The organism is Pseudomyxococcus flavus, from assembly GCF_050038885.1.
Classification (GTDB): domain Bacteria; phylum Myxococcota; class Myxococcia; order Myxococcales; family Myxococcaceae; genus Myxococcus; species Myxococcus flavus.
Genome location: NZ_CP143624.1, coordinates 2106984 through 2128540, shown reverse-complemented (window position 1 = coordinate 2128540; position 21557 = coordinate 2106984). Strand labels below are relative to the sequence as shown.

The following is a 21557-nucleotide window of genomic DNA, read 5'->3' as shown; positions in this document are numbered from 1 at the left end:
CAAAGCCTGACGCTTGACGCGTCAATGCCACGCACCACCCCGCGCGCAAGTCCTTGAAGATAGACAAAAGGGACGTGCTGGAAGCCTTGGTGTGGCGGTTGCACAGGGAACGTTCGCAAGAACGCACTCCACGCTTTCCCTGTGAGGCAGACATGTCGCGAGTGAATCCCCCACCCATGGACACGGGAATGGACGACGGGCTCCAGCTCGACGTGGCCATCATTGGAGCGGGCGTCTCCGGTCTCTATACGGGCTGGAGGCTCCTCACCGGCGACCTCGCGCCCGGAGGTAACCGGCCCGGGTCGGTCCACATCTTCGAGCTGGGCGAGCGGCTGGGAGGACGTATTGAGTCTGTCTTCCTGCCAGGAGTCTCCCTGGCCGCGGAGCTTGGTGGGATGCGATATTTGCAATCACATGCGATTGTCGATTCGCTCATCGCCAAGGTCTTCAAGCAAGAGCTGACACCCACGGACTTCCCGCTGGGGGACGAAGCCAATCACTATCGCTACCTGCGAGGTCAGCGCTTCAAGGCCAACGCGTGGACGGAGGCCCAGAAGAATCGCCGGCAGTACAAGACGCGCTACTTCCTACCCGACGAGGTGGTGGGCTTCGACTCGGACCAGCTCTTCAACAAGGTCATCTACGACGTCCTCATCGCGGACCCGTGGTTCACGGAGCGTTACGCGGACAAGGTCACGTTCACCCCGCCGTATGACTACACCTTCAAGCTGACGGCCCGGGACTGGGATGACATCAAGCCCAACCTCACCTACCTGAAGCCGGGGCCCTACGAGGGCATGAAGGTCAACGACCTGGGGTTCTGGAATCTCATCAAGGACCAGGTGGGGCAGGAGGCCTACGAGTTCCTCGCGGTGGCCGGGGGCTACTATTCCAACACCATCAACTGGAACGCCGCGGAGGCCTTCCCCTACATGGTGGGGGACTTCTCGAACGCGGAGGTGGAGTACCAGACCCTGGTGGGCGGCTATGACCAGCTCGGCAAGACCATTGCGCAGCAGTACCTGGCGCAGGACCCCAGCGGCAAGCGCGCCCACATCTGGGGGCAGAACGGCCTTCAACGGCTCGACCCCGCACCGCCCGGCAGCCGGTACCGGTACATCCTGACCATCGGCAACGGTCTCAGCGGGAAGTCCTGGACGGTGTATGCCAATGCCGTCGTGCTCGCCCTGCCACGCCGCTCCCTGGAGTTGATTGGCGCGGACCGCTTCTTCACCAACCCGGAGGTGCGCGCGGAGGTCCGGAAGAACATCGACTCCGTCATCTCCGAGCCCGCGTTCAAGCTGCTCATGGGCTTCGAGACGCCCTGGTGGACCTCGGACTTCGGCGCGCACGCGGGCGAGTCCATCACCGACCTGCCCATGCGTCAGTGCTACTACTTCGGCACGGACCCGCAGAACAGCCACTCCATCCTGCTGGCCAGCTACAACGACATGCGGACCACGACGTTCTGGTCCACGCTGATGGATTCGCCCCATCAGAACCTCGAGCGCTTCAAGCCCCGGGCCACGCGCCTGGCGTCGCCGGAGGCGCTGGCCGAGGTGGAGCCCCTCCAGGCCCCGGCGGTGATGGTCCGGGAGGCGCTCAACGAGCTCAAGGAGCTGCACGGCAACGAGAACCCCATCCCCGACCCGTACGTCGCCTACTTCCGCAACTGGACGGATGACCCCTACGGCGGCGGCTACCACGCATGGCGGGCCGGCGTGAGCGTGCGGGACGTGATGCCCTTCATGCGCCGCCCGGACCCCGCCGAGAGCATCCACATCTGCGGCGAGGCGTACTCGGACCAGCAGGGCTGGGTGGAGGGCGCCTTCTGCGAGGCGGAGAAGATGCTCCAGGCGCACTTCGGCCTCGCGTGGCCTTCCTGGCTGGACAGCCAGTACTACCTGGGCTGGTAACAAAGGCAAACACGACATGGATACCTACGACGTGGTGGTCGTGGGCGCGGGGGCCATTGGTCTGTCCGCTGCCTACTGGTGCTCGAAGGCGGGCAAGAACGTCCTGCTGCTGGACCAGTTCGACATCGACAACGATTACTTCTCCTCCAAGGGCGAGTCGCGCTTCTTCCGGGTGATGTACTCGGACCCGCTCCTGTCCTTGCTGGCGCAGTCCGCGTACCCGCTCTGGCGGGAGCTGGAGGATGACAGCGGGCTGACGGGCATCCTCAACGACACGTCGCTCCTGTTCTTCGGCCCCCCCAACGGGGTGAATACGCCCGAGGGGAACCTCGCGGGCGCCCAGACCGTTCTGGAGGAGCAGGGGCTGCCCTTCCGGCGCCTCACCGCCGCGGACTTCCCGGACAGCTACCCCGTCCTCCAGGGACTGAGCGACGACGTCGTGGGCCTGGAGCAGCCGCAGGCGGGCGTCATCGCGGCGGACCGGGCGCTCCTGGCCCTCCGCCAGCTTTGCCAGAAGCAGGGCGTGACGTTCATCCCTCGCCGGACCGTGAGCCGCATCCAGGAGGCGCCAGCGGGAGTCACCGTCACGACCGCGCAGGGGAGCTACACCGGGAAGAAGCTCATCCTGGTGCCGTCCGCGTGGACGAACCAGGTGCTCGAGAGCCTGAACATCCAGCTCGCGCTGGAAATCTGGACCATGACGTACGCCTATTTCACCGTGGCGTCGTCGCAGTACTCCTATCCGCTCTGGTTCTACTTCGGCGCGCCCAAGTTCCCCGGAGACGACACCACGACCTACTACGGCCTGCCGCCGCTGCTGACGCCCGGCCGCATCAAGGTGGGAACGGACTTCACCTTCAAGAAGTCCTCCGCGCCACCCACCTCGCCGCCCCAGGCGGATCCGCAGATGGTGTCGCTGCTCAACACGTTCATGCGCGCGCATTTCAAGGGACTCCAATCCCTGGCGCATGACGCCGTGGGGTGTCTGTATACGATGACGCCCGACGTGAACTTCGTCCTGGATGCCCTGCCGGGGCACAAGGACATCTTCCTGTTCACCGGCGACACCGGCCAGGCGTTCAAGTTCACGCCGGTGCTCGGGAAGATACTCGCCGAGCTCGCGCTGACCGGCGTCACCCAGTTCAACATCCAGCCCTTCTCCATCCAGCGGCCCGGAATCCTGAAGCCCCGCTGAGCCTGCTTCACCCCCATCACCCGAAGGAGCGTTCCATGGCAGATACGGAAAAAACCGCCAATGTCCTCGTCATCGTGGATGCCGAGAGCCTCTACCAAGACAAGCAGGGCAGCTTGTCGACGGACTCCAACTCGCCGCTCGACCTGGGCGACCAGACGCCCTACATCTACATGTTCGTCCGTCAGGACGACGTGCTCTCCGGCCAGGCCGCGGACAACCTGAGCTTCACGGTCAACACCAACAACATCATCCGGTGGCGAATCGCCTCCTTGACCGGGAACACCCGCTTCAGCGTCTCGCTCAGCGGCTGCGACATCATCCGCGGCGTCGACCTCCTCAGCCAGCCCACGTTCATCGAGCCCATCGTGACCGTCCCGGTGCCGTCGGTGAATGGCTATCAGGTGAACGTGAACCAGACGCAGACGTACACGGACTCCTATTACCAGGCGACCGCGGTGAATCCCTCGGCGGACCCCGTCTACTACAAGCTCGAGTTCGCCCTGGCGGACAACGACGGGGACATCCTCGGGTACTTCTCGTGGGGCGGCCCCCAGATCTCCATCAACTCCTGAGCGGCCCGTGCGTCTGGGATGGTTGGGTTTGATTCTCTATTGAAAGGATTCGTGCGTCATGGCGCAGGACAATGGCTACGTGGATATTCTCACCGTCGTGGATGTGGACAAGGTCATCAGTGAGTATGGCCCCAATGCCTCACTGGATGACCCAGGGGTGGCGATCGCGGACTGTGTCTACATGATCGTCCGGCGAAGCGATGCCGATGGAGCGGAGGCGATACCGGAGCTGACGGTCGACGTGAGCACCAACGACATCCTCCGGTGGCGCCTGGTCTCGCTGACGCTCAACACCCGGTACAGCGCCGTGCTCTACAAGATGACCGTCTCCGAGAACCCGGACTGCATCACCCAGCCCCAGCCGCTGGTGTCCAGCGTCATGGTGCCGGTCCCCGAGGTGGTGGGCGGACAGCCCGGTGGCTTCAACACGCAGCCCTACAAGGACTTCTACTTCCAGGCCACGGCCTTGCAGCCGACCGCCACGGTGCCGGGCCAGAAGGTGACGTACCAGCTCTACGTCCAGGTGACGGACAACAAGGGCAACAAGGTGGGGACCTACTCCTGGGACCCGTTCATCACCATCACGTCCTAGGCCGCGCACGCCAAGAACAGAGAGACCCATCATGAGCGACAAGAGCCGAACGCCGGGCGTCTCCGCGCCCGTGGGCAGTGGCTGCCCCTTTCACCGCGGCGCTGGGAACGCGATGCTGTCCAGGTCGCCCTCCGGCAACCTGGTGCGGCCCCACGGCGTCGTGGGCCCGGTCATCTCCAGCAAGTCCGCCAATGTCCTGAACGGAGACAATGGCCCGGTCTTCGCCGACTACTTCCGGATGTTCCCGGACCTGACCCCCTCCGTCTTCAACGTCGAGGACCTCCGGGCGCTCACGGTGCCGGGAGGCCCCATGGACGTGGCCAACCTGGCTCCCGACGTGCCCCAGGAGAACCCCACCATCCCCGCGGGGTACACCTTCCTGGGGCAGTTCCTGGACCACGACCTGACCTTCGACGTCTTCTCGGACATCAACAGCAAGGACACCCAGCCCAACCAGACGCGCGACGCGATTACGCCCACGCTCGACCTGGGCAACGTGTACGGCCGGGGGCCGGTCCAGGACGCCTTCCTGTTCGACCAGAAGGACGGCGCCACGCTGCTGTTCGGCCGTCCCGACAACCCGGATGGGGACGTGCTCCGCAACTCGCAGGGCACGGCCATCATCGGGGACCCGCGCAATGACGACAACATGTTCGTCAACCAGCTCCAGCTGGCCTTCATCAAGTTCCACAACCAGGTGGTCAAGGACCTGTCGAGCAGCTTCTCGGGCGGCGACCTCTTCACCGAGGCGGCGCGCCGCGTGCGCTGGCACTACCAGTGGCTCGTCTACCACGACTTCGTCCGCCGCTTCATTGGCGACGAGCTGTACGAGAAGCTGGTGGACAACGGCCCACGGTACTTCCCGCCCGGCCTCCAGCAGATTCCCATCGAGTTCTCCGCGGCGGCCTATCGCATGGGCCACGCGACGGTTCGCGAGTACTACCAGGTGAACGCGACCTACTCGAAGGTGCAGATATTCGACCTGCACAACAGTGGGACCTTCCTGAGCCCGAACAAGCGGGTGGACTGGAAGTACTTCTTCAACACGGACCCCAGCGTCACGCCTCAAGGCGCCAAGCTGTTCGACACCTACGTGGCGTCGGAGCTGCTGCAACTGCCCCCGGTCCTCGTCCCTGGCTTCGACAACCCCCAGTACAATGGGAAGCCGGACCCGCTGTACCTGTCGCTGCCGGGCCGCAACCTGCTGCGGCAGAACGAGTTCACGCTGCCGGCGGGACAGACGGTCGCCAAGGCGCTGGGCGCGACGCAGTACACCAACACGCAGCTGGGGTTGCCGGCGAGCTGGGGCAGCACCGTGGCGCCGCTCTGGTACTACATCCTCAAGGAGGCGAAGCTCGCCAACAACGGGCGCTTCCTGGGGCCCGTGGGCGGCCGCATCGTGGGGGAGACCTTCTTCAGCGTCCTGCTGAACGACCCCACGTCCTTCCTACATAACAAGGGTTGGAAGCCCACGTACGGCACGAACGGCGACTTCACCATCGTGGACCTGCTGCGCATCGCGGACGCGTACACGGCCTCGTAGCGCAGCCGCTGTCCCCGCGCGGATGTCGGCGGTGGTGCTCGAAAGGAGCCCGCCGCGCGGCGTCGTGCGCCGGGGCATGCCTGGGTGACGTGCATCGAGACGCAGGCGGAAGAGGGGCGAGCCGGGTGCTCGAATTGGCGCTGCCCGCCTCGTCCCTCTCCGGCCCGGCGCCAGGGCCCGGGCCACGGGCGATAACGCCTCGCCCTGTTGCGTGGGGTATGCAATAGCGGCGCTCCGGAGACGTTGTCCAAACGAGTCCACCCCGTGGAGCGCCTATGCGACATACCCTCTTCCTCCCTCTCTGCACCCTGCTGGCCTGTGCCCACGCGCAGCCGGTGGCCGCTCCCGCTTCTCCTCCAGTTCCTCCGGCGCAGCCGGCGCCCGCGGACCCGGAGTCCCAGCTCCGCGAGGCGCTTCAACGAGCCGGAAGGGCGATGAATGCGGGGCAGTTCGACGCCGCGCTCGCGGAGATGCAGCGGCTTTGGGACGGGGGCCGCCAGACGGACGAGGTGGCCTGGTACGCGGCCTATGCCGCGCTGGGCACGGGAGACAATGCCGCGGCCTTCAACTGGCTGGAGCGTGCCGTCGAGCGGGGGATGAACTCACTGGGCGACCTGCTGCATGACAAGTCGTTGGAGCCGCTGCGCCAGATGGAGGGCTTCGACGCACTGGTGGCGCGTACACGGGAGAACGCCCTGAAGGCTCGCGTCGAGGGCAACGTGGGGGCGGGGCTGGAGAAGACGACGCCCGCCGAGGCGGGGCTGTCGGAGGCCGCGCTCGCGGCCTTCGTGAAGGCGGCCGAGGACGCGGGCTCGTCGGCCCTGGTGGTGCTCCGCCACGGCAAGCTGGTGGGCGAGTGGTACTTCGGCGGCGAGACGCAGCGCATCGAGTCCATGTCCGCCACCAAGGGCGTGGTGGCGCTGGCCATTGGCCTGCTCATCGATGAAGGGAAGATTGCCTCCGCCGACGCGCCTGTCTCCACCTTCTTCCCGGAGTGGAAGGACGGCCTGAAGGGGAAGGTCACGTTGCGGCACCTGCTCAGCCACACCTCGGGGCTGGCCGCGAACGCCCACGCGATGGACATCTATGAGTCGCGGGACTTCGTCCGCTACGCGCTGGACAGCCATGTGGTGGACGTGCCGGGCAGCCAGTTCTTCTACAACAACAAGGCCACCAACCTGCTGGCGGGCGTGGTGGAGCGCGCCTCGGGCGAGAAGCTGGACGCGTATCTCATGCGCCGCCTCTTCGAGCCGCTCGGCATCCGCGACGTGTTCTGGCAGAAGGACCCGTCCGGCAATCCGCTGGGCATGTCCGGCCTGCGCCTGCACCCCGTGGACTTCGCCAAGGTGGGCCAGTTGATGCTCCAGCGGGGCGTATGGCAGGGACAGCGCATCCTCAGTGAAGCGTGGATTCGCGAGTGCACCGCCGCGCCGTCGCAGGCCCACAATCCGGCGGCGGGGCTGCTGTGGTGGCTCGTCTACGAGAAGTCGTTCCGGGTGCTTGGCCAGGACCTGGTGAACGAGGCGCGCCGCAACGGGATGCCGGAGGCGTCGCTGGCGCGCCTGAAGGACCTCGTGGGGCAGCCGATTCCCTCGGGCGAATTCATGCAGCGCCTCTCCGAGCGGCTGGGCGGGATGAAGGGCGTGATGGAGCTCATGCAGAAGAGCGCTCGCATCCCGCTGCGCACGCAGGTGGAAGGGGCTCCGAAGGCGTACTCCGCGCGCGGCTCGTTCGGTCAGCTGCTGCTGGTGGTGCCGGAGCAGGACCTCGTCGTGGTTCGCATGGCGGTGCCCGACGGGCGGGTGCCTCCGGAGGTCATGGAGTTCCCCACCTTCAACGAGCGAGCCTTGTCGCTGGTGCCGTCTCCGTGAGCGCCCCTGACGCTCAGGACCGGGCGGTGAGTCCGCCTGCCCGCCCGTGTGCTTGCGCGGGCGGGCCTGTGGCATAAAGCCCGTCCTGCATGCAGCCATCTCGCCGCGTTTCGCTCGTCCTGAGCTACCAGTACCCGGGCAAGTATGCCTTCACCGTGCTGGCGGGCGCCGTGGAGTCGGACCCGGCCCTGGCGGACGTGACGCTCCACTTCCCGCGCAGCCGCGAGACGCTCCTGGACACCCTCCGCGAGCGCGCGGACGCCGGGGACACGGTGGTGGCGGCGTGGTCCTTCTATTCGGCCAGCTTCGCGCCCGCGGCGGAGGAGCTGGCGTGGGTGCGTGAGCGGCTGGAGGGCCGGAGCGTGCTGTGCATCGCCGGCGGCGTGCATGCCACGGCGGAGACGCTCCAGACGCTCCAGGCCGGCTTCGACCTGGTGGCGGTGGGGGAGGGCGAGGTCACGCTGCGGGCGCTGCTGGGACGCGTGCTGCGCGGCGAGGAGCCGCGGGACACGCACGGCGTCGCGTACCTGAAGGACGGGAAGCTGGTGCAGCACGGCCGGGGCGAGGGCGTGCAGCTCGACGACTTCCCGCCCTTCGCGGCGCGCAACGGGCAGTACGGCGCCATCGAGATTACGCGGGGCTGCATCTATGCGTGCCGCTTCTGCCAGACGCCGTTCATGAGCAAGGCGCGCTTCCGCCACCGCTCCGTGGCCAACGTGGCGCACTGGGCGCGGGAGCTGCGGCGCTCGGGCCGGCGGGACATCCGCTTCATCACGCCCACCTCCATGTCCTACGGCACCGCCGACGAGTCAGTGAACCTGGACGCGGTGGAGGCGCTGCTGGCCGCGGTGAAGGAGGCCATGGCGCCGGACGGGCGCATCTACTACGGCACCTTCCCGTCGGAGGTCCGGCCCGAGCACGTCACGCCGGAGGCGCTGGCGCTGCTCAAGCGCTACGTCCACAACGACAACCTCATCATCGGCGGGCAGTCCGGCTCCGAGCGCATCCTCCAGAGCACGCGCCGTGGGCACGACGTGGAGACGGTGGTGCGGGCCACGCGCATCGCGGTGGAGGGGGGCTTCGTTCCCAACGTGGACTTCATCCTGGGCCTGCCGGGCGAGGCGCCCGAGGACGTCGAGGCCACGGTGGCGCTGATGGAGAAGCTGGCGGCGCTGGGCGCGCGGGTGCACGGGCACACCTTCATGCCGTTGCCCGGGACGCCCTTCCGCGATGCACCGCCCGGGACGGTGGACGAGGCGACGCAGCGCAAGCTGGACCGGCTGGCTTCGCAGGGACGGCTCTATGGCCACTGGAAGCAGCAGGTCGCTCTGGCCGAGGGCATTGCCTCCCGCCGTCGCCCGCGCGCGGGGTAGGTCACGGACCGGGACCTCTTCCGCGTGGGCAACTTCGTGACGGCCATCGTCGGCACCGAGCGCTTCAAGGACGCCGTGGAGCGCCTGGGCCTGGAGGGCATCACCTGCCGCGAGCTGCCCACCCGCTAGCGCGCCAGCCGGGTGTCTCCGGGCGTTCACTTCCTCGGGCCTCCGCCGCGCCAGGCGCTTAGGATGGGGGCGCGATGTCCACCGACCAGGCACCTCCCTACTGGGTCCTCATCTCCGTCCTCTTCAGCAACCAGCCACTGTCGCCCTCGCTGGCGATGACGCTGCACCAGGCGGCCTACGAGCTGCACCAGCGCGGTGACGGGGCAAGGGAGGTGGCCGGAGACATGCTGAGCGGCCGGGTGGTGAACCTGCGCAAGGACGTCTCGTTCGGCGGCATCGCCGGGCCTGCCTTCGAGGCCGAAATCGAGACCGAGCGCGGCTCCGGCGTGGTGCGCTTCGTCCTCACGCGGCAGGGGCTGGAGCTGATGAAGCAGCAGCCCGCCGAGCCACCCCGGCCCAAGTACCTCAACTGAGCCACCAGGGGCCCGCCCGGCCGTTCGCCCTCTGCGCACCGACGGCCACCATCGCCACCTTGGGAGATATGGACCCCAAGGACTACCTCAAGCGTGGCGCGGGCATCCCGTTGGATCCAGAGAAGCAGAAGGACCCCGAGGCGGACGGAGATCGCGTCCCCTCCGAGGGACGCGCCGAGTTCCTCAACGACGTGACCGAGCAGAATGGCGGGCAGCGCACCGACGTCGACGTGCCGTGGCGTGAAGCCCCCGAGCTCCAGCGAGGCCAGCGCGCCGCCTACAACGCGAAGAGCGACAAGAAGAAGGGCTGAGAACCTGGCGGATTACTCCCGCTCGAGGTCCACCTTCATCTTGTTGCCCATGTGCAGGATGGAGTTGGAGAGCGTCGCGGCGGAGAGCTCGGCCAGCTCCAGCATGACCTGCTCCTGCCGCGCCTGCTCCGAGCCGGCGGGGGCCGGCGTGGCCGCCCGCGAGCCATCCTCCGCGAGGGGGCCGCGGCCCACGGCGGACAGGTAGGAGTTCAACAGGCCGTTGTGCGGCGAGCTGCCCACCGAGGCGAGCGCCGAGGCCACCACCGCTCCCCCCGATACCATCAGCGGGTCCCCAGGCCGGTTGGCGGGGGCCATCGGGTTCACCAGCGCGCCGAAGCCCGTGCTGGCAGGGCCGCTGCTCGCCTGCGTGGTGGCAGACTGAATCCGGGGACCGGTGAAGGCGTTGATGCGGGTCATGGCGGCTCCGTCTCGGCCCGGGACGCGCACCACGCACGTGTCGGACCTCTCGAACCCCATTATCGCCCGGCCGCCCGGCGAAGTTGCGCATGAGGCCCAAAATGGCCGAAGGCCGCGGACTTACGGGCGTGCTGCCCGTCAGCCGCGGCCTTGGCGGGAGCCTTCAGCCGGTTCCTAGAACTGGTGGGCCTCGGTGGACTCCGTCAGCGCGAGCGTGCTGGCGTTGCCGCCGGAGATGACCTCGGCCACCTGGTCGAAGTAGCCGGTGCCCACCTCGCGCTGGTGGCGCGTGGCGGTGTAGCCGTCCTTCTCCGCCGCGAACTCGGCCTGCTGCAGCTCGCTGTAGGCGGCCATGCCGCGGTCCTTGTACTTCCGCGCCAGCTCGTACATCCCGAAGTTGAGCGCGTGGAAGCCGGCCAGGGTGACGAACTGGAACTTGTAGCCCATGGCGCCCAGCTCGCGCTGGAACCTGGCGATGGTGGCGTCGTCCAGGTTCTTCTTCCAGTTGAAGGACGGCGAGCAGTTGTAGGCCAGGAGCTTGTTCGGGTACTTCGCGCGGATGCCCTCGGCGAACTTCTTCGCCTGCACCAGGTCCGGGGTGCTCGTCTCGCACCAGACCAGGTCCGCGTACGGGGCATACGCCAGGCCGCGGGCGATGGCGCAGTCCAGGCCGCCGTTGAGGCGGTAGAAGCCCTCCGCGGTGCGGCCGGCCTTCTTGTCGATGAAGGCGTGGTCGTACTCGTCCGCGTCGCTCATCAGCAGCTTGGCGCTGTCCGCGTCCGTGCGGGCCACCAGCAGGGTGGGCACGCCCATGACGTCCGCCGCGAGGCGGGCCGCGTTGAGGGTGCGGATGAAGTGGCTGGTGGGCACCAGCACCTTGCCGCCCATGTGGCCGCACTTCTTCTCGCTGGCGAGCTGGTCCTCGAAGTGCACGCCGGCGGCGCCCGCCTCAATCATGCCCTTCATCAGCTCGAAGGCGTTGAGCGGGCCGCCGAAGCCGGCCTCGGCGTCGGCGATGATGGGCGCGAACCAGTAGCGGTCCTTGCGGCCCTCCGCGTGGTCAATCTGGTCCGCGCGGCGCAGGGCGTTGTTGATCTTCCGCACCACGGTGGGGACGCTGTCCACCGGGTAGAGGCTCTGGTCCGGGTACATCTGCCCGGCCGAGTTGGCGTCCGCCGCCACCTGCCAGCCGGACAGATAGATGGCCTTCAGTCCCGCGCGCACCATCTGCACCGCCTGGTTGCCGGTGAGCGAGCCGAGCGCGTTGATGTAGTCCTCGGTGTGGAGCAGCTCCCAGAGCTTCTTCGCGCCCATCTCCGCCAGCGTGTAGCTGATGGTGACGGAGCCGCGGAGCTTCTCCACGTCCTTCGGGGTGTAGTTGCGCTTGATGCCTTCGAAACGCTGAGCGTGGAGCTTGGCGTGAGGGGAGGCATCGGTCGTCGTCGGCGTGGCGTCGTACATCGTGGGCTCCTCGCTTCGGTAAAGGTGATGGATTGCTGCTGCGGATGATTCAGCGCTGAGCGTCCAGCGCGTCGTAGGCGGGCAGGGTGAGGAAGTCTTCGAAGGTGCTGGCGGTGGAGAGCTGCTCGAAGAGGACGCGGGCGCGCTCCAGGTGGGCGGCGCCGTAGCGCTCCTTCGCGCCCTCCTTCTCGAGGCGGGCCATCTCCTCGCCCAGCACGTCGCGGAAGAGGGCGGGCGTCACCTTGCGGCCGTCCTCCAGCGAGGCGCCGTGGTGGAGCCACTGCCACACCTGCGCGCGGGAGATTTCGGCGGTGGCCGCGTCCTCCATGAGGTTGTAGAGCGGCACGCAGCCCAGGCCGCCCAGCCACGCGGCGGTGTACTGGATGCCCACGCGGATGTTGTGGCGCAGGCCCTCCTCGGTGCGGGTGCCGGAGGGCACCTTGAGCAGCTCCGCCTCGCCAATCTTCACGTCCTCGCGCTTGTTGGAGAGCTGGTTGGGGCCCTTCATGTGCGAGTCGAAGATGTCGCGCGCCACCGCGACGAGGCCGGGGTGGGCCACCCACGTCCCGTCGTGGCCGTTCTTCACCTCGCGCAGCTTGTCCGCGCGGACCTTGTCCATGACGGCCTCGTTGGCCGCGGCGTCTCCCTTGATGGGGATGAAGGCCGCCATGCCGCCCATGGCGTGCACGTTGCGGCGGTGGCAGGTCTGGATGAGCAGCTGCGAGTAGGCGTTGAGGAACGCCTTGTCCATGGTCACCTGGCCGCGGTCGGGCAGCACCACGCTGGTGTCGGACTGGAGCGTCTTGATGAAGCTGAAGATGTAGTCCCAGCGGCCGCAGTTGAGGCCGGCCGAGTGCTCGCGCAGCTCGTAGAGGATTTCGTCCATCTCGAACGCGGCGGGCAGCGTCTCGATGAGGACGGTGGCCTTGATGGTGCCGCGCGGGATGTCCAGCTCCGACTGGGCCAGGTGGAACACGTCGTTCCACAGCCGGGCCTCCAGGTGGCTCTGCATCTTCGGCAGGTAGAAGTAGGGGCCGGTGCCGCGCGCGAGCTGCTCACGGGCGTTGTGGAAGAAGAAGAGCCCGAAGTCGAAGAGCGCGCCGGAGATGGGCTTGCCGTCGATTTCGATGTGCCGCTCCGGCAGGTGCCAGCCGCGGGGGCGCACGAAGAGGACGGCGCGCTTCGGGTTGAGGGCGTAGTGCTTCCCGTTCTCCGCGGTGAAGGAGATGGTGCCTCGCACCGCGTCGCGCAGGTTGATTTGCCCGCGCACCACGTTGTCCCAGGTGGGGCTGTTGGCGTCCTCGAAGTCCGCCATGAAGACGTTCGCGCCCGAGTTGAGCGCGTTGATGACCATCTTCCGGTCCACCGGACCGGTGATTTCCACGCGGCGGTCCTGAAGGTCGGCGGGCAGGGGGGCCACCGTCCAGTCGCCCTCCCGGATGGCCTTCGTCTCCGGCAGGAAGTGCGGGCGTTGCCCCTTGCTCCAGGCCGCCTGCATGGCCTTGCGGCGCTCCAGCAGGGCCACCCGGCGCTCCCCGAAGGTGCGGACCAGCTTCGCCACGAAGTCCAGGGCCTCGGGGGTGAGCACCTCGGCGTAGTCCGGGTGCCAGGTCCCCTTCACCACCACGCCCGGGCCGTACGCCGGGGGCTTCACAGAGGGGGCTTGGTCCGACATCGGGGCTCCTTTGTCTTGGTGCGTTGTAAATTCGAGTGGACGGCTCGGAAAATGAGTCCTACGAGTGCAAAAGGGAAGTGCGGCGTGAATCTTTGCCTGCTTGCCTGTAACTGTGTCAACAGCACTGTCGTTAAATCTGTAAATCAACAGTTCGTCCCGGCGGGTACGCAATGAGGAGCGCCGGGGCGCGTAGGTAGGAATGCGGGGCGCCGACGCCAAGTGGGATCGGGCCCGGAAGGGAGACGTGATGGACGCCAAGAGACGTTGTGCCACCTGCACCGAGGAAGTGAGCCTGGAGGTCCGGCGGTGTCCGCACTGCGGCTCGCGCACGGAGCCGATGCACCGGGGCGTGGAGGGGCGCCTGCTGACCGGTGTGTGCGCGGCGCTGGGGCGGGAGCTGGGGGTGGACGCGGCGCTGGTCCGGGTGGCCTTCGTGGTGGCGCTGGCCGTGTCCGGGGGCACGGCGCTGCTGGTGTACCTGCTGCTGTGGGCCTTCACGCCGCCGTCGGCGACGGGCACCGCGCCGCTGCGGCGCACGTACAGCTGGCTGTCCGGCCTGGGCAACTCGGGGAGCACGCCCCGCGTCGAGCGCCGGGTGTAGTGCTCAGAGCCCAACGAAGAAGGTGACGCCGGAGCCCTGCGCGGGGGCTCCGGCCTGTTATCGAAGGGGCTCGCCTCGATTCGCAGGAGCCCCACGCGTGAGCACGAAGAACGTTCGCACCGAGAAAGACACCTTCGGTCCCATCGACGTCCCGGCCGAGCGGCTGTGGGGCGCGCAGACGCAGCGCAGCCTCCAGAACTTCGCCATCTCCACCGAGCGCATGCCGCTGGCCCTCATCCGCGCCCTGGTGCTGGTGAAGAAGGCCGCCGCGCGGGTCAACGTGGAGAACGGCACACTGGCGAAGGAGAAGGGCGAGGCCATCATCCGCGCCGCGGACGAGGTGCTGGCCGGTCAACACGACGCCGAGTTCCCCTTGAGCGTCTGGCAGACGGGCAGCGGCACGCAGACGAACATGAACACCAACGAGGTGCTCGCCAACCGCGCCTCGGAGCTGCTGGGCGGCGAGCGCGGCGAGGGGCGCAAGGTCCACGCCAACGACGACGTCAACAAGGGGCAGAGCTCCAACGACGTCTTCCCCACGGCGATGAGCGTGGCCGCCGTCACGGCCATCTCCGAGCAGGTCCTCCCGGAGCTGAAGGCGCTGCGCGACGTGCTCGCGGAGAAGTCCCGCGCGTTCCAGGACGTGGTGAAGGTGGGGCGCACCCACCTGCAGGACGCCACGCCCCTGACGCTGGGGCAGGAACTCAGCGGTTTCGTGGCCCAGCTGGACCACGCGAAGGCCCACCTCGAGCGGACCCTGCCGCACCTCCTGGAGCTGGCCCTGGGCGGCACGGCGGTGGGCACCGGCCTCAACGCCCCCAGGGGCTACGCCGAGCGCGTGGCGCAGGAGCTGGCCCAGCTCACCGGCCACCCCTTCGTCACCGCGCCCAACAAGTTCGAGGCGCTGGCCGCCAACGACGCGCTGGTGCAGGCGCACGGGGCGCTGAAGGGGCTGGCGGTGGTGCTCTTCAAGGTGGCCAACGACGTGCGCTGGCTGGCGTCGGGGCCGCGCTCGGGCCTGGCGGAAATCACCATCCCGGAGAACGAGCCGGGCAGCTCCATCATGCCGGGCAAGGTGAACCCCACCCAGAGCGAGGCGCTCACCATGCTGTGCGCCCAGGTGATGGGCAATGACGTGGCCGTCAGCCTGGGCGGGGCGTCCGGCAACTTCCAGCTCAACGTCTTCAAGCCGCTCATCGCCCACAATGTGCTCCAGAGCTGCCGGCTGCTGGCGGACGGCATGCGCAGCTTCCGCCTGCACTGCGCGGTGGGCATCGAGCCCAACCGGCCCCGCATCCGGGAGAACCTGGAGCGCAGCCTGATGCTCGTCACGGCGCTCAACCCCCACATCGGGTACGACAACGCGGCGAAAATCGCCAAGACGGCCCACAGGGACGGCACGACGCTCAAGGAGGCGGCCGTGGCGCTGGGGTTCGTCACGCCCGAGCAGTTCGACCAGTGGGTCCGTCCGGAGGACATGACGGGCCACAAGGGCTGAGGCCCCCTGGCGGGTGGGGGGCCCGGGCGCCGAAGCGTGGGGCAGCGTACGCTCCGGGAAGAAGGGGCGGGCGCGGCGGCGGAAGGGCGATTAGGGTAGGGGCGTCATGAACGTCCCCTTCGTCATTGAGACCACGCACCGCGGCGAGCGGGCGTACGACCTCTACAGCCGGCTCCTCAAGGACCGCATCATCATGCTGGGCACGCCTGTCAATGACGACGTGGCCAACATCATCGTGGCCCAGCTCCTCTTCCTGGAGTCGGAGGACCCGGACAAGGGCATCAACCTTTACATCAACTCGCCGGGTGGCTCGGTGACGGCGGGCCTCGCCATCTACGACACCATGCAGTACGTGAAGTGTCCGGTGTCCACCATCTGCGTCGGGCAGGCGGCCTCCATGGGCGCGCTGCTGCTGCTGGCGGGGGCCAAGGGCAAGCGCTACGCCCTGCCCAACAGCCGCATCATGATTCACCAGCCGCTGGGCGGCGCTCAGGGCCAGGCCACGGATATCGACATCCAGGCCAAGGAAATCCTCCGCCTGCGCAGCTACCTCAACGGCCTCATCGTGAAGCACACCGGCCACAGCATCGAGCGCATCGAGAAGGATACCGAGCGCGATTACTTCATGAGCGCCGAGGAGGCTCGGCAGTACGGCATCATCGACGAGGTGGTGGAGAAGCAGCGCGCCATCACGCCGTCGCCTTCGCCGGCGAAGTAGCGGGCTGCCTCCCGGCGTGGTGTCGCATGGGCCCGCGCCGGGTGGGTGCTTGCAGTGCGTCGCGCCGCGATGGCCCAGCGCCAACTGCGGCGCGTCCCGTCCCGGGCTTGCCCCGAGGGGCGGGGTTGCGGTGCGTCGCGCCGCGATGGCCCAGCGCCAACTGCGGCGCGTCCCGCCCCAGGCCTGCTCCGAGGGGCGAGGTTGCGGTGTGTCGCGCCGCGGGCCTAGCGCCAACTGCGGCGCGTCCCGTCCCGGGCTTGCTCCGAGGGGCGGGGTTGCGGTGCGTAGCGCCGCTCAGGCTCTGCGCTGCCGAGCGGGCGCGTTCCGTCCCAGGCGAGCACAGGGGCTGTGTCCTGCCCGGTAGGGGGGCGCCCAGGCTCCGCACCGGGGGTAGGTTCACCGCTGGACGATTTCCGGCTCCCTTGCCTGCATGTGGCACGAAGCGTGCTCAACATGGGCATATGCCGCCGATCCGATATCGCATCGTCCCGCGGTTCCTCTTGCCCGGCGCCATCCTGGCCTCCATGGCCTGCGCGACGGGCCCCACCGGCCGTCCCCCCATCCCTCCCAGCTCGGCTGCCGTCCAGACGGAGCTGGGCACTCGAGACGTCGTTCAGGCCGGTGAGGAATACGCGCGCAACAACGCGCTGGTGCTGGCCGAGGCCGGGGAGGCGGTGGAGGTGCGCCCCAACTACTGGCGCATCCGCTTCGGCCTCGCGGACCGGCCGGGCCGCGTCCTGGAGGTCGAGTTCGACGAGCTCACCCGCCAGGTGACGAACGCGCGCGAGATTGAAGTCATCCCGGAGAACCCGGGTGACGGCGCGGTGGGCGGCAGCGGCTCCGTGCCCGCCGCGGGTCAGCCTCGGGGCCCCATTCCCTGAGCAAGGGAGGCGCCCCGCGCCGCGGGTGGAGGCCCAGCTGGGGCCGCAGAGACGCCGGAGAGGGCTCGTTGCCCACCGGAATCCCGTGGGCTCCGCGCTTGAGCACCGGACGCCCGGCAGGGGCGTCCCAGGGGCCGCGGTGAGGGTCACCTTGCCCCCGGAACCCCATGGGCCATGTGGGCTCCGCGCCCGGGCGCCGGAAGCCCGTCGCGAGGCTGGGGCAGGGCTGGAGCGTCACGGCGCCTCAGGGGCTGGGCTCAGGCGCTGCGTCCGGGCGCCGGAAGCCCGGCGGGAGGCTGAGGCAGGACTGGAGCGTCACGGCGCCGGAGCGTGGGCCTCCTCGCAGAACAGCAGCTCCGCCCGGCCCCCCGTGCGCCCCACGAGCACGGCGACTTGCCCGTAGGCACGCCCGAAGCGCCCGGCCTCCTCGCGTGGCAGTCCGGGGACGAAGAGGCTCTGCTCGCACCAGCTTCCGTCATCCGCTTCGCCGAGTGCGGGCGCCACCACCCAACCTCCGGCGATGAGCTGCGCGACCAGGCGCTCCTGCGCGCGGCGATTCTCTTCGTTGCTCCGCCACTGCGAGCCGGGGTTCCACGCCGTCAGGAAGGCCCACTCGCGGTGGCCTCGGGCCGCAAGCGTTGCGTCCAAGGCGGGGTGGAGGGCACCCGCCCGCAGGATTTGCTCCACGCCACGGGTGCATGCATGGGGCCGGACGACGTAACGCGTCGCCGCGTAGGCCTTCGTCAGCCGCTCGCGTTCATGGAGGCTCATGTCGCTCATGATGCGCCTCGCGCCCGCCAGGGAAAATCGGGTTTCAGATAATTCGGCGTGAATGTTCGATGCTGTTCGCCGTCCAGGCCTCTCGCCACCTTCGGCCGGGAAGTGAAGGCGTTGGAGGGGGACCATGATTCGCTATGGTTTGACGGTTGCGTCCTTGGTGATGGCTGCTTTGGGAGCAGGCTGCACGTCGGTGAGCCATACCCAGACAGCGGACACGCTGGGAGCGGGCCGCTATCAGATTGCCATCGAGCCAGGGCTTGGTGGTGCGGCGGGCTTCGGGGAGGACGGCTCCGTGGAGGGCGGCGTCTACCCCCATTTCGACCTGGCGCTTCGCTACGGCGCGTCGGAGCGGGTGGACCTGGGCTTTCGGTTTGGCTCGTCCCTGGTGGAGTTCCAGAGCAAGTTTCTGCTGACGCAGCCGAATGACCCGCTCAAGGCCATCTCACTGGCCCCGTCCGTGTCGGGCGCCTTCATGGATGGGACATGGGACGACGGCGAGGAGCTGTCGACGAACTATGTGAATCTGGCCGTCCCGCTGCTGGTGGGCTTCAAGACGGAAGGGGGCTCGGAGCTGGTGCTGGGGCCTCGCGTCCTCTGGACGCACTTCTCCGGCGACGTGGGCAATGACGGCACCTCCGTCAACATCTTCAGCGTGGGGGCTTCCGTGGGCTATGCGTTCCGTGTCACCGAGAGCTTCCGCCTGATGCCCGAGGTGGGATTCTCCTATCCCGTGCTGGGCACGGTGGACTCCTCCACCAACGACTCGATTGCCTTCAAGGGCTTCAACACGGGCATCGCGCAGCTCAAGCTGGGCTTCCTGTTCGGCGGGGGCCGTCCCATCCGGCGCGGCCCCGACATCCTCCCCGCCCACTGAGGCGAGGCGACCGTCCTCAGGGCGTGGACTTCACCCCACCCGTCACGCGCTTCACCGTGCGGCCCGCGGGCAGCGTGTCCCCGGGCTGGACGCCGTTGATGATGGCCAGCTCCTCCACGGGGATGGTGGACGGGTTCTGCTCGTTGAACTGCTGCAGCGTCATGGGCGACGGCACCTTGGCCAGCTCGATCCTCGCGGGCTGCACGGCCAGCGCCGAGGCGTCCGTCAGCTCGCCGAAGCTGGAGAAGGTGGCGCGGAAGGCGTCCTCGTAGGCGGGGAGCTGCTGCGCGGACGTGTAGCCCAGCAACTGGAGCGTGGTGCCACCCTGCGTGACAAAGGCGGTGACGCCAGCGATGGCGCCCTGCTCCGTCTGCGCCTGGAAGAACGCGGCGCCCTGGGGAAAGCCCGTGGGCGCGGCGCTCACCGGCTGGATGCCCTCCTGCGAGAGGAACCGCTGCATCGCCTCCTGCGGCGCGATGTTGCCGGTGGGCACCAGGCCGACGATGGCGTCCTCCTGAGGGCTGACGCCGGCCACCTGCTGCGGCTGGTTCGCCGTCTTCCAGCCCTGGGGAAAGGTGAGCTGGAAGCGCAGGCCCGGGTGCATGAAGACGTTGCCCCGGAAGAAGCCCTGGCGCGGGTCATCGCCGTAGGCCATGCCCTGGAGCATGGCGAGGTACTCCTCCCGGCCATCCTTGAGCTGGTTGACGTCCACGTTGACCTCGGCGGCGCGCGCCTGCGCGGCCTTCACGCGGTCGCCCGGGTCCGGGTGGGTGGACAGCCACGTGGGGAGGCCCTGCCCGCCGCCCGCGGCCTTGCCCACGCGGTCCAGCGTGGCGAAGACGTTGGCAGCGGCGCGCACGTCGTAGCCATCGTTCAGCATGTACTTGAAGCCCAGCTCGTCCGCCTGGCGCTCGTCGTCGCGGCCGTACTTGAGGAACAGCAGCTGGAGCCCGGCGGCGGCCAGGCCCCCGAAGCGCGCAATGTCCTCGCTGAGGACGCTGCCCAGCAGCAGGCCGGCCTGGGCGAGCTGGGCCTGGGAGAGCTGCTCCACCGAGTGGCGCGCGGTGATGTGGGCGATTTCGTGCCCCAGCACGGAGGCCAGCTCCGCCTCGGAGTTGAGCGCGGTGAGCAGGCCGCGCGTCACGAACACCGGGCCGCCCGGGAGGGCGAAGGCGTTCACCACCGGGTCATCCACGGCCTGCACCGTCCAGGGCAGCTCCGGCCGCTCGGAGGCCTTCGCCATGGGCAGGCCCACCCGGGCCACGTACTCCTGCACCTTGGGCTCCTGGATGAGGCCGATGGAGCCGCGCACCTCCTCCGCGCTCTGCTTGCCCAGGGCAATCTCGTCATTCTCGGAGACGAGCGACAGCATGCGTTTGCCCGTGGCGGGGTTGCGCACACAGGTCGTCACGGTGAGCAGGGCCAGCAGCGGCAACAGCCGGAGTCGTGAAGTCATGGGGCCTTCCTGGAAGAGCTGAATGCCCAATAGGGCTCCCGGGGCGAAGCGACCACGGCCGGGGTATGAGTCGCGTCACTGCTGGACAGTCGGGCGCGCACGCCGGCCGCACTTCCGTTAGCTTCTCGCCGGGAGGAGGTTGTCGAATGGACTCGCTCGAATCACGGATGGCGCGCCTGGAGCGCAGCTGCCGGCGGTGGCAGGGGCTCACCTTCGGCGCACTCACGCTGGCGGGACTGGGGCTGGGCCTGGCGGCGCTGCCCGAGGAGGAGGGGGCCTCCGGCACGCTCGTCGCGTCCCGGCTGGTGCTGACGGACGCGCGCGGCCAGACGCGGGCCACGCTGGACACCGACGCCCAGGGCAACGCGGGCCTGGTGCTGCGTGACGGCGAGGGCCGTCCCCGGGCGCTGCTGGGCGTGGGGGAGGACGGCTCGCCCCGGCTCCGCTTCTCCACCGCGGAAGGGGAGTCCCTGGCGGAGCTGATGGTGTACTCGGACGAGGCCCCGCGCCTGACGCTGTCGAAGCCGGGCGGCGTGGAGCTGTTCGCCGTGGGCCTGCAGGTGGATGGCTCGTCGCGGCTGGAGCTGTCGGACGCGGATGGGCGGCCCCGGGCCATCCTGGGCGCGGACGAGTTTGGCTCGCCGGGCCTGGTGCTGGTGGACCGCCGTGGGCAGCCGCGCGTGGCGCTCCGGGTGTCGCCGTCGGACGGCGCCAGCCTCGTGGTGGAAGGCCAGGACGGCGCGGTGTTCCGCGCGCCCGGTGGCTAGCGGCTACAGCGTGGGCGGCACCACCTTGTAGCCGCGCTGGAGCAGCGGCGAGAGGCGGTCGGAGATGTCCCACGCCTCCACCACCTTGCCGTCTCGCAGGCGGTACAGCGAATGCCCCTGGAGCTGGAGGTCCCTGGCCGTCCCGGCCTCGTCCACCTGCTTGGGGTCCGGGCCGGTGGCCTTCCAGTGCACGAGCACCAGGTCGCCGTCCGCCAGGAGGTGGAGGATGTCGAACTTCAGCTCCGGGAAGGCCTGGAAGCTGGCCTCGGCCTGCTGGCGCATGGCGGCGGGCCCCACCACGTCGCGCGGAGCGCCCTGCGAGCGGTCCACGAAGTCCTCGGCGATGTACTCCGAGATGCGGTCCAGCTTGCGCAGGTTGTAGAGCTCCTCGGTGAGCTGCTGCACCCGCTGCTTGTTCTGGGCCTCCAGGGCCGCGGCGTGCTCCACCGGAGACATCGTCGCGCAGCCCGCCAGCCACCCGAGGGCACACAGCACAATCGTCACGTGTCGTGTC

21 protein-coding genes and 1 pseudogene are annotated in these 21557 nt (G+C 68.6%); 16 read left to right on the top strand and 6 right to left on the bottom strand.

Features of this window, described 5'->3' with window-relative positions; genetic code table 11:
* Positions 1 to 176: 176 nt before the first annotated feature.
* The 10 genes and pseudogenes from VZL07_RS08915 to VZL07_RS08870 all read left to right on the top strand — a co-directional run bounded on the left by VZL07_RS08915 (position 177) and on the right by VZL07_RS08870 (position 9915).
* Positions 177 to 1916, top strand: a complete 1740-nt coding sequence (locus VZL07_RS08915; RefSeq protein ID WP_426754929.1) for a flavin monoamine oxidase family protein — start codon at positions 177 to 179, stop codon at positions 1914 to 1916.
* A 16-nt stretch (positions 1917 to 1932) separates the two neighbouring features.
* Positions 1933 to 3111 (top strand): FAD-dependent oxidoreductase, encoded by a 1179-nt coding sequence (locus VZL07_RS08910; protein WP_426754928.1) that lies wholly within the window; start codon positions 1933 to 1935, stop codon positions 3109 to 3111.
* A 35-nt stretch (positions 3112 to 3146) separates the two neighbouring features.
* A complete protein-coding gene (locus VZL07_RS08905; protein WP_426754927.1) occupies positions 3147 to 3683 on the top strand; it encodes an AidA/PixA family protein in 537 nt (178 codons plus the stop codon).
* A gap of 58 nt (positions 3684 to 3741) precedes the next feature.
* The gene (locus VZL07_RS08900) at positions 3742 to 4275 is read left to right on the top strand and encodes an AidA/PixA family protein (protein ID WP_426754926.1); all 534 of its coding nucleotides are present in this window, start codon (positions 3742 to 3744) and stop codon (positions 4273 to 4275) included.
* 31 nt (positions 4276 to 4306) lie between these two features.
* Positions 4307 to 5818 carry a peroxidase family protein gene (locus tag VZL07_RS08895; protein WP_426754925.1) on the top strand — a complete coding sequence of 504 codons (1512 nt, stop codon included), beginning with the start codon at positions 4307 to 4309 and terminating at the stop codon, positions 5816 to 5818.
* Positions 5819 to 6093: 275 nt separating this feature from the next.
* The gene (locus VZL07_RS08890; protein ID WP_426754924.1) at positions 6094 to 7689 is read left to right on the top strand and encodes a serine hydrolase domain-containing protein; all 1596 of its coding nucleotides are present in this window, start codon (positions 6094 to 6096) and stop codon (positions 7687 to 7689) included.
* 89 nt (positions 7690 to 7778) lie between these two features.
* Positions 7779 to 9062 (top strand): TIGR04013 family B12-binding domain/radical SAM domain-containing protein, encoded by a 1284-nt coding sequence (locus tag VZL07_RS08885; RefSeq protein ID WP_426754923.1) that lies wholly within the window; start codon positions 7779 to 7781, stop codon positions 9060 to 9062.
* Between the two features lie 15 nt (positions 9063 to 9077).
* A pseudogene (locus VZL07_RS08880) lies at positions 9078 to 9191 on the top strand (double-CXXCG motif protein); the annotation flags it as partial.
* A gap of 74 nt (positions 9192 to 9265) precedes the next feature.
* On the top strand, positions 9266 to 9604 hold the full coding sequence (locus VZL07_RS08875; RefSeq protein WP_426754922.1) for a hypothetical protein: 339 nt from the start codon (positions 9266 to 9268) through the stop codon (positions 9602 to 9604).
* 68 nt (positions 9605 to 9672) lie between these two features.
* Positions 9673 to 9915: a hypothetical protein gene (locus tag VZL07_RS08870; RefSeq protein ID WP_426754921.1), complete on the top strand. Its 243-nt coding sequence runs from the start codon at positions 9673 to 9675 to the stop codon at positions 9913 to 9915.
* Between the two features lie 12 nt (positions 9916 to 9927).
* Here the strand turns inward: VZL07_RS08870 and VZL07_RS08865 are convergent, their stop codons facing one another.
* The 3 genes from VZL07_RS08865 to aceB form a co-directional block, all read right to left on the bottom strand.
* Positions 9928 to 10332 carry a hypothetical protein gene (locus tag VZL07_RS08865; protein ID WP_426754920.1) on the bottom strand — a complete coding sequence of 135 codons (405 nt, stop codon included), beginning with the start codon at positions 10330 to 10332 and terminating at the stop codon, positions 9928 to 9930.
* A gap of 174 nt (positions 10333 to 10506) precedes the next feature.
* A complete protein-coding gene (gene aceA, locus VZL07_RS08860) occupies positions 10507 to 11793 on the bottom strand; it encodes an isocitrate lyase (protein ID WP_426754919.1) in 1287 nt (428 codons plus the stop codon).
* Positions 11794 to 11842: 49 nt separating this feature from the next.
* The gene (gene aceB / locus VZL07_RS08855) at positions 11843 to 13468 is read right to left on the bottom strand and encodes a malate synthase A (protein WP_426754918.1); all 1626 of its coding nucleotides are present in this window, start codon (positions 13466 to 13468) and stop codon (positions 11843 to 11845) included.
* Between the two features lie 247 nt (positions 13469 to 13715).
* On the opposite strand from aceB, the gene VZL07_RS08850 reads away from it, so the two are divergent.
* The 4 genes from VZL07_RS08850 (at position 13716) to VZL07_RS08835 (ending at position 17166) form a co-directional block, all read left to right on the top strand.
* Complete coding sequence (locus tag VZL07_RS08850) at positions 13716 to 14069, top strand: PspC domain-containing protein (protein WP_426754917.1); 354 nt, start codon at positions 13716 to 13718, stop codon at positions 14067 to 14069.
* A gap of 97 nt (positions 14070 to 14166) precedes the next feature.
* Complete coding sequence (gene fumC / locus VZL07_RS08845; RefSeq protein WP_426754916.1) at positions 14167 to 15567, top strand: class II fumarate hydratase; 1401 nt, start codon at positions 14167 to 14169, stop codon at positions 15565 to 15567.
* A 106-nt stretch (positions 15568 to 15673) separates the two neighbouring features.
* Entirely contained in the window at positions 15674 to 16285 is a 612-nt protein-coding gene (gene clpP / locus VZL07_RS08840; RefSeq protein WP_426754915.1) for an ATP-dependent Clp endopeptidase proteolytic subunit ClpP, read from the top strand.
* Between the two features lie 461 nt (positions 16286 to 16746).
* Complete coding sequence (locus VZL07_RS08835; protein ID WP_426754914.1) at positions 16747 to 17166, top strand: hypothetical protein; 420 nt, start codon at positions 16747 to 16749, stop codon at positions 17164 to 17166.
* Between the two features lie 315 nt (positions 17167 to 17481).
* On the opposite strand, the gene VZL07_RS08830 is transcribed toward VZL07_RS08835, so the two are convergent.
* Positions 17482 to 17946: a DUF3293 domain-containing protein gene (locus VZL07_RS08830; protein ID WP_426754913.1), complete on the bottom strand. Its 465-nt coding sequence runs from the start codon at positions 17944 to 17946 to the stop codon at positions 17482 to 17484.
* A gap of 124 nt (positions 17947 to 18070) precedes the next feature.
* On the opposite strand from VZL07_RS08830, the gene VZL07_RS08825 reads away from it, so the two are divergent.
* Positions 18071 to 18820 carry a hypothetical protein gene (locus VZL07_RS08825; RefSeq protein WP_426754912.1) on the top strand — a complete coding sequence of 250 codons (750 nt, stop codon included), beginning with the start codon at positions 18071 to 18073 and terminating at the stop codon, positions 18818 to 18820.
* Positions 18821 to 18836: 16 nt separating this feature from the next.
* Here the strand turns inward: VZL07_RS08825 and VZL07_RS08820 are convergent, their stop codons facing one another.
* The gene (locus tag VZL07_RS08820) at positions 18837 to 20276 is read right to left on the bottom strand and encodes a M48 family metalloprotease (RefSeq protein WP_426754911.1); all 1440 of its coding nucleotides are present in this window, start codon (positions 20274 to 20276) and stop codon (positions 18837 to 18839) included.
* A 146-nt stretch (positions 20277 to 20422) separates the two neighbouring features.
* Between VZL07_RS08820 and VZL07_RS08815 the strand changes: the two genes are divergently transcribed.
* Positions 20423 to 21043: a hypothetical protein gene (locus tag VZL07_RS08815; RefSeq protein ID WP_426754910.1), complete on the top strand. Its 621-nt coding sequence runs from the start codon at positions 20423 to 20425 to the stop codon at positions 21041 to 21043.
* Between the two features lie 3 nt (positions 21044 to 21046).
* Here VZL07_RS08815 and VZL07_RS08810 read toward each other — a convergent pair whose 3' ends face one another.
* The gene (locus VZL07_RS08810; RefSeq protein WP_426754909.1) at positions 21047 to 21547 is read right to left on the bottom strand and encodes an ester cyclase; all 501 of its coding nucleotides are present in this window, start codon (positions 21545 to 21547) and stop codon (positions 21047 to 21049) included.
* Positions 21548 to 21557: the final 10 nt, after the last annotated feature.

Bases quoted from the DNA above. Each gene is read 5' to 3' on its own strand.
- clpP (WP_426754915.1), top strand. From the start codon at position 15,674: ATGAACGTCCCCTTCGTCATTGAGACCACGCACCGCGGCGAGCGGGCG.
- VZL07_RS08900 (WP_426754926.1), top strand. From the start codon at position 3,742: ATGGCGCAGGACAATGGCTACGTGGATATTCTCACCGTCGTGGATGTG.
- VZL07_RS08835 (WP_426754914.1), top strand. From the start codon at position 16,747: ATGCCGCCGATCCGATATCGCATCGTCCCGCGGTTCCTCTTGCCCGGC.
- VZL07_RS08885 (WP_426754923.1), top strand. From the start codon at position 7,779: ATGCAGCCATCTCGCCGCGTTTCGCTCGTCCTGAGCTACCAGTACCCG.
- aceB (WP_426754918.1), bottom strand. From the start codon at position 13,468: ATGTCGGACCAAGCCCCCTCTGTGAAGCCCCCGGCGTACGGCCCGGGC.
- VZL07_RS08895 (WP_426754925.1), top strand. From the start codon at position 4,307: ATGAGCGACAAGAGCCGAACGCCGGGCGTCTCCGCGCCCGTGGGCAGT.
- VZL07_RS08905 (WP_426754927.1), top strand. From the start codon at position 3,147: ATGGCAGATACGGAAAAAACCGCCAATGTCCTCGTCATCGTGGATGCC.
- VZL07_RS08815 (WP_426754910.1), top strand. From the start codon at position 20,423: ATGGACTCGCTCGAATCACGGATGGCGCGCCTGGAGCGCAGCTGCCGG.
- VZL07_RS08830 (WP_426754913.1), bottom strand. From the start codon at position 17,946: ATGAGCGACATGAGCCTCCATGAACGCGAGCGGCTGACGAAGGCCTAC.
- VZL07_RS08870 (WP_426754921.1), top strand. From the start codon at position 9,673: ATGGACCCCAAGGACTACCTCAAGCGTGGCGCGGGCATCCCGTTGGAT.
- aceA (WP_426754919.1), bottom strand. From the start codon at position 11,793: ATGTACGACGCCACGCCGACGACGACCGATGCCTCCCCTCACGCCAAG.
- VZL07_RS08915 (WP_426754929.1), top strand. From the start codon at position 177: ATGGACACGGGAATGGACGACGGGCTCCAGCTCGACGTGGCCATCATT.
- VZL07_RS08850 (WP_426754917.1), top strand. From the start codon at position 13,716: ATGGACGCCAAGAGACGTTGTGCCACCTGCACCGAGGAAGTGAGCCTG.
- VZL07_RS08910 (WP_426754928.1), top strand. From the start codon at position 1,933: ATGGATACCTACGACGTGGTGGTCGTGGGCGCGGGGGCCATTGGTCTG.
- VZL07_RS08825 (WP_426754912.1), top strand. From the start codon at position 18,071: ATGATTCGCTATGGTTTGACGGTTGCGTCCTTGGTGATGGCTGCTTTG.
- VZL07_RS08875 (WP_426754922.1), top strand. From the start codon at position 9,266: ATGTCCACCGACCAGGCACCTCCCTACTGGGTCCTCATCTCCGTCCTC.
- VZL07_RS08865 (WP_426754920.1), bottom strand. From the start codon at position 10,332: ATGACCCGCATCAACGCCTTCACCGGTCCCCGGATTCAGTCTGCCACC.
- VZL07_RS08820 (WP_426754911.1), bottom strand. From the start codon at position 20,276: ATGACTTCACGACTCCGGCTGTTGCCGCTGCTGGCCCTGCTCACCGTG.
- VZL07_RS08890 (WP_426754924.1), top strand. From the start codon at position 6,094: ATGCGACATACCCTCTTCCTCCCTCTCTGCACCCTGCTGGCCTGTGCC.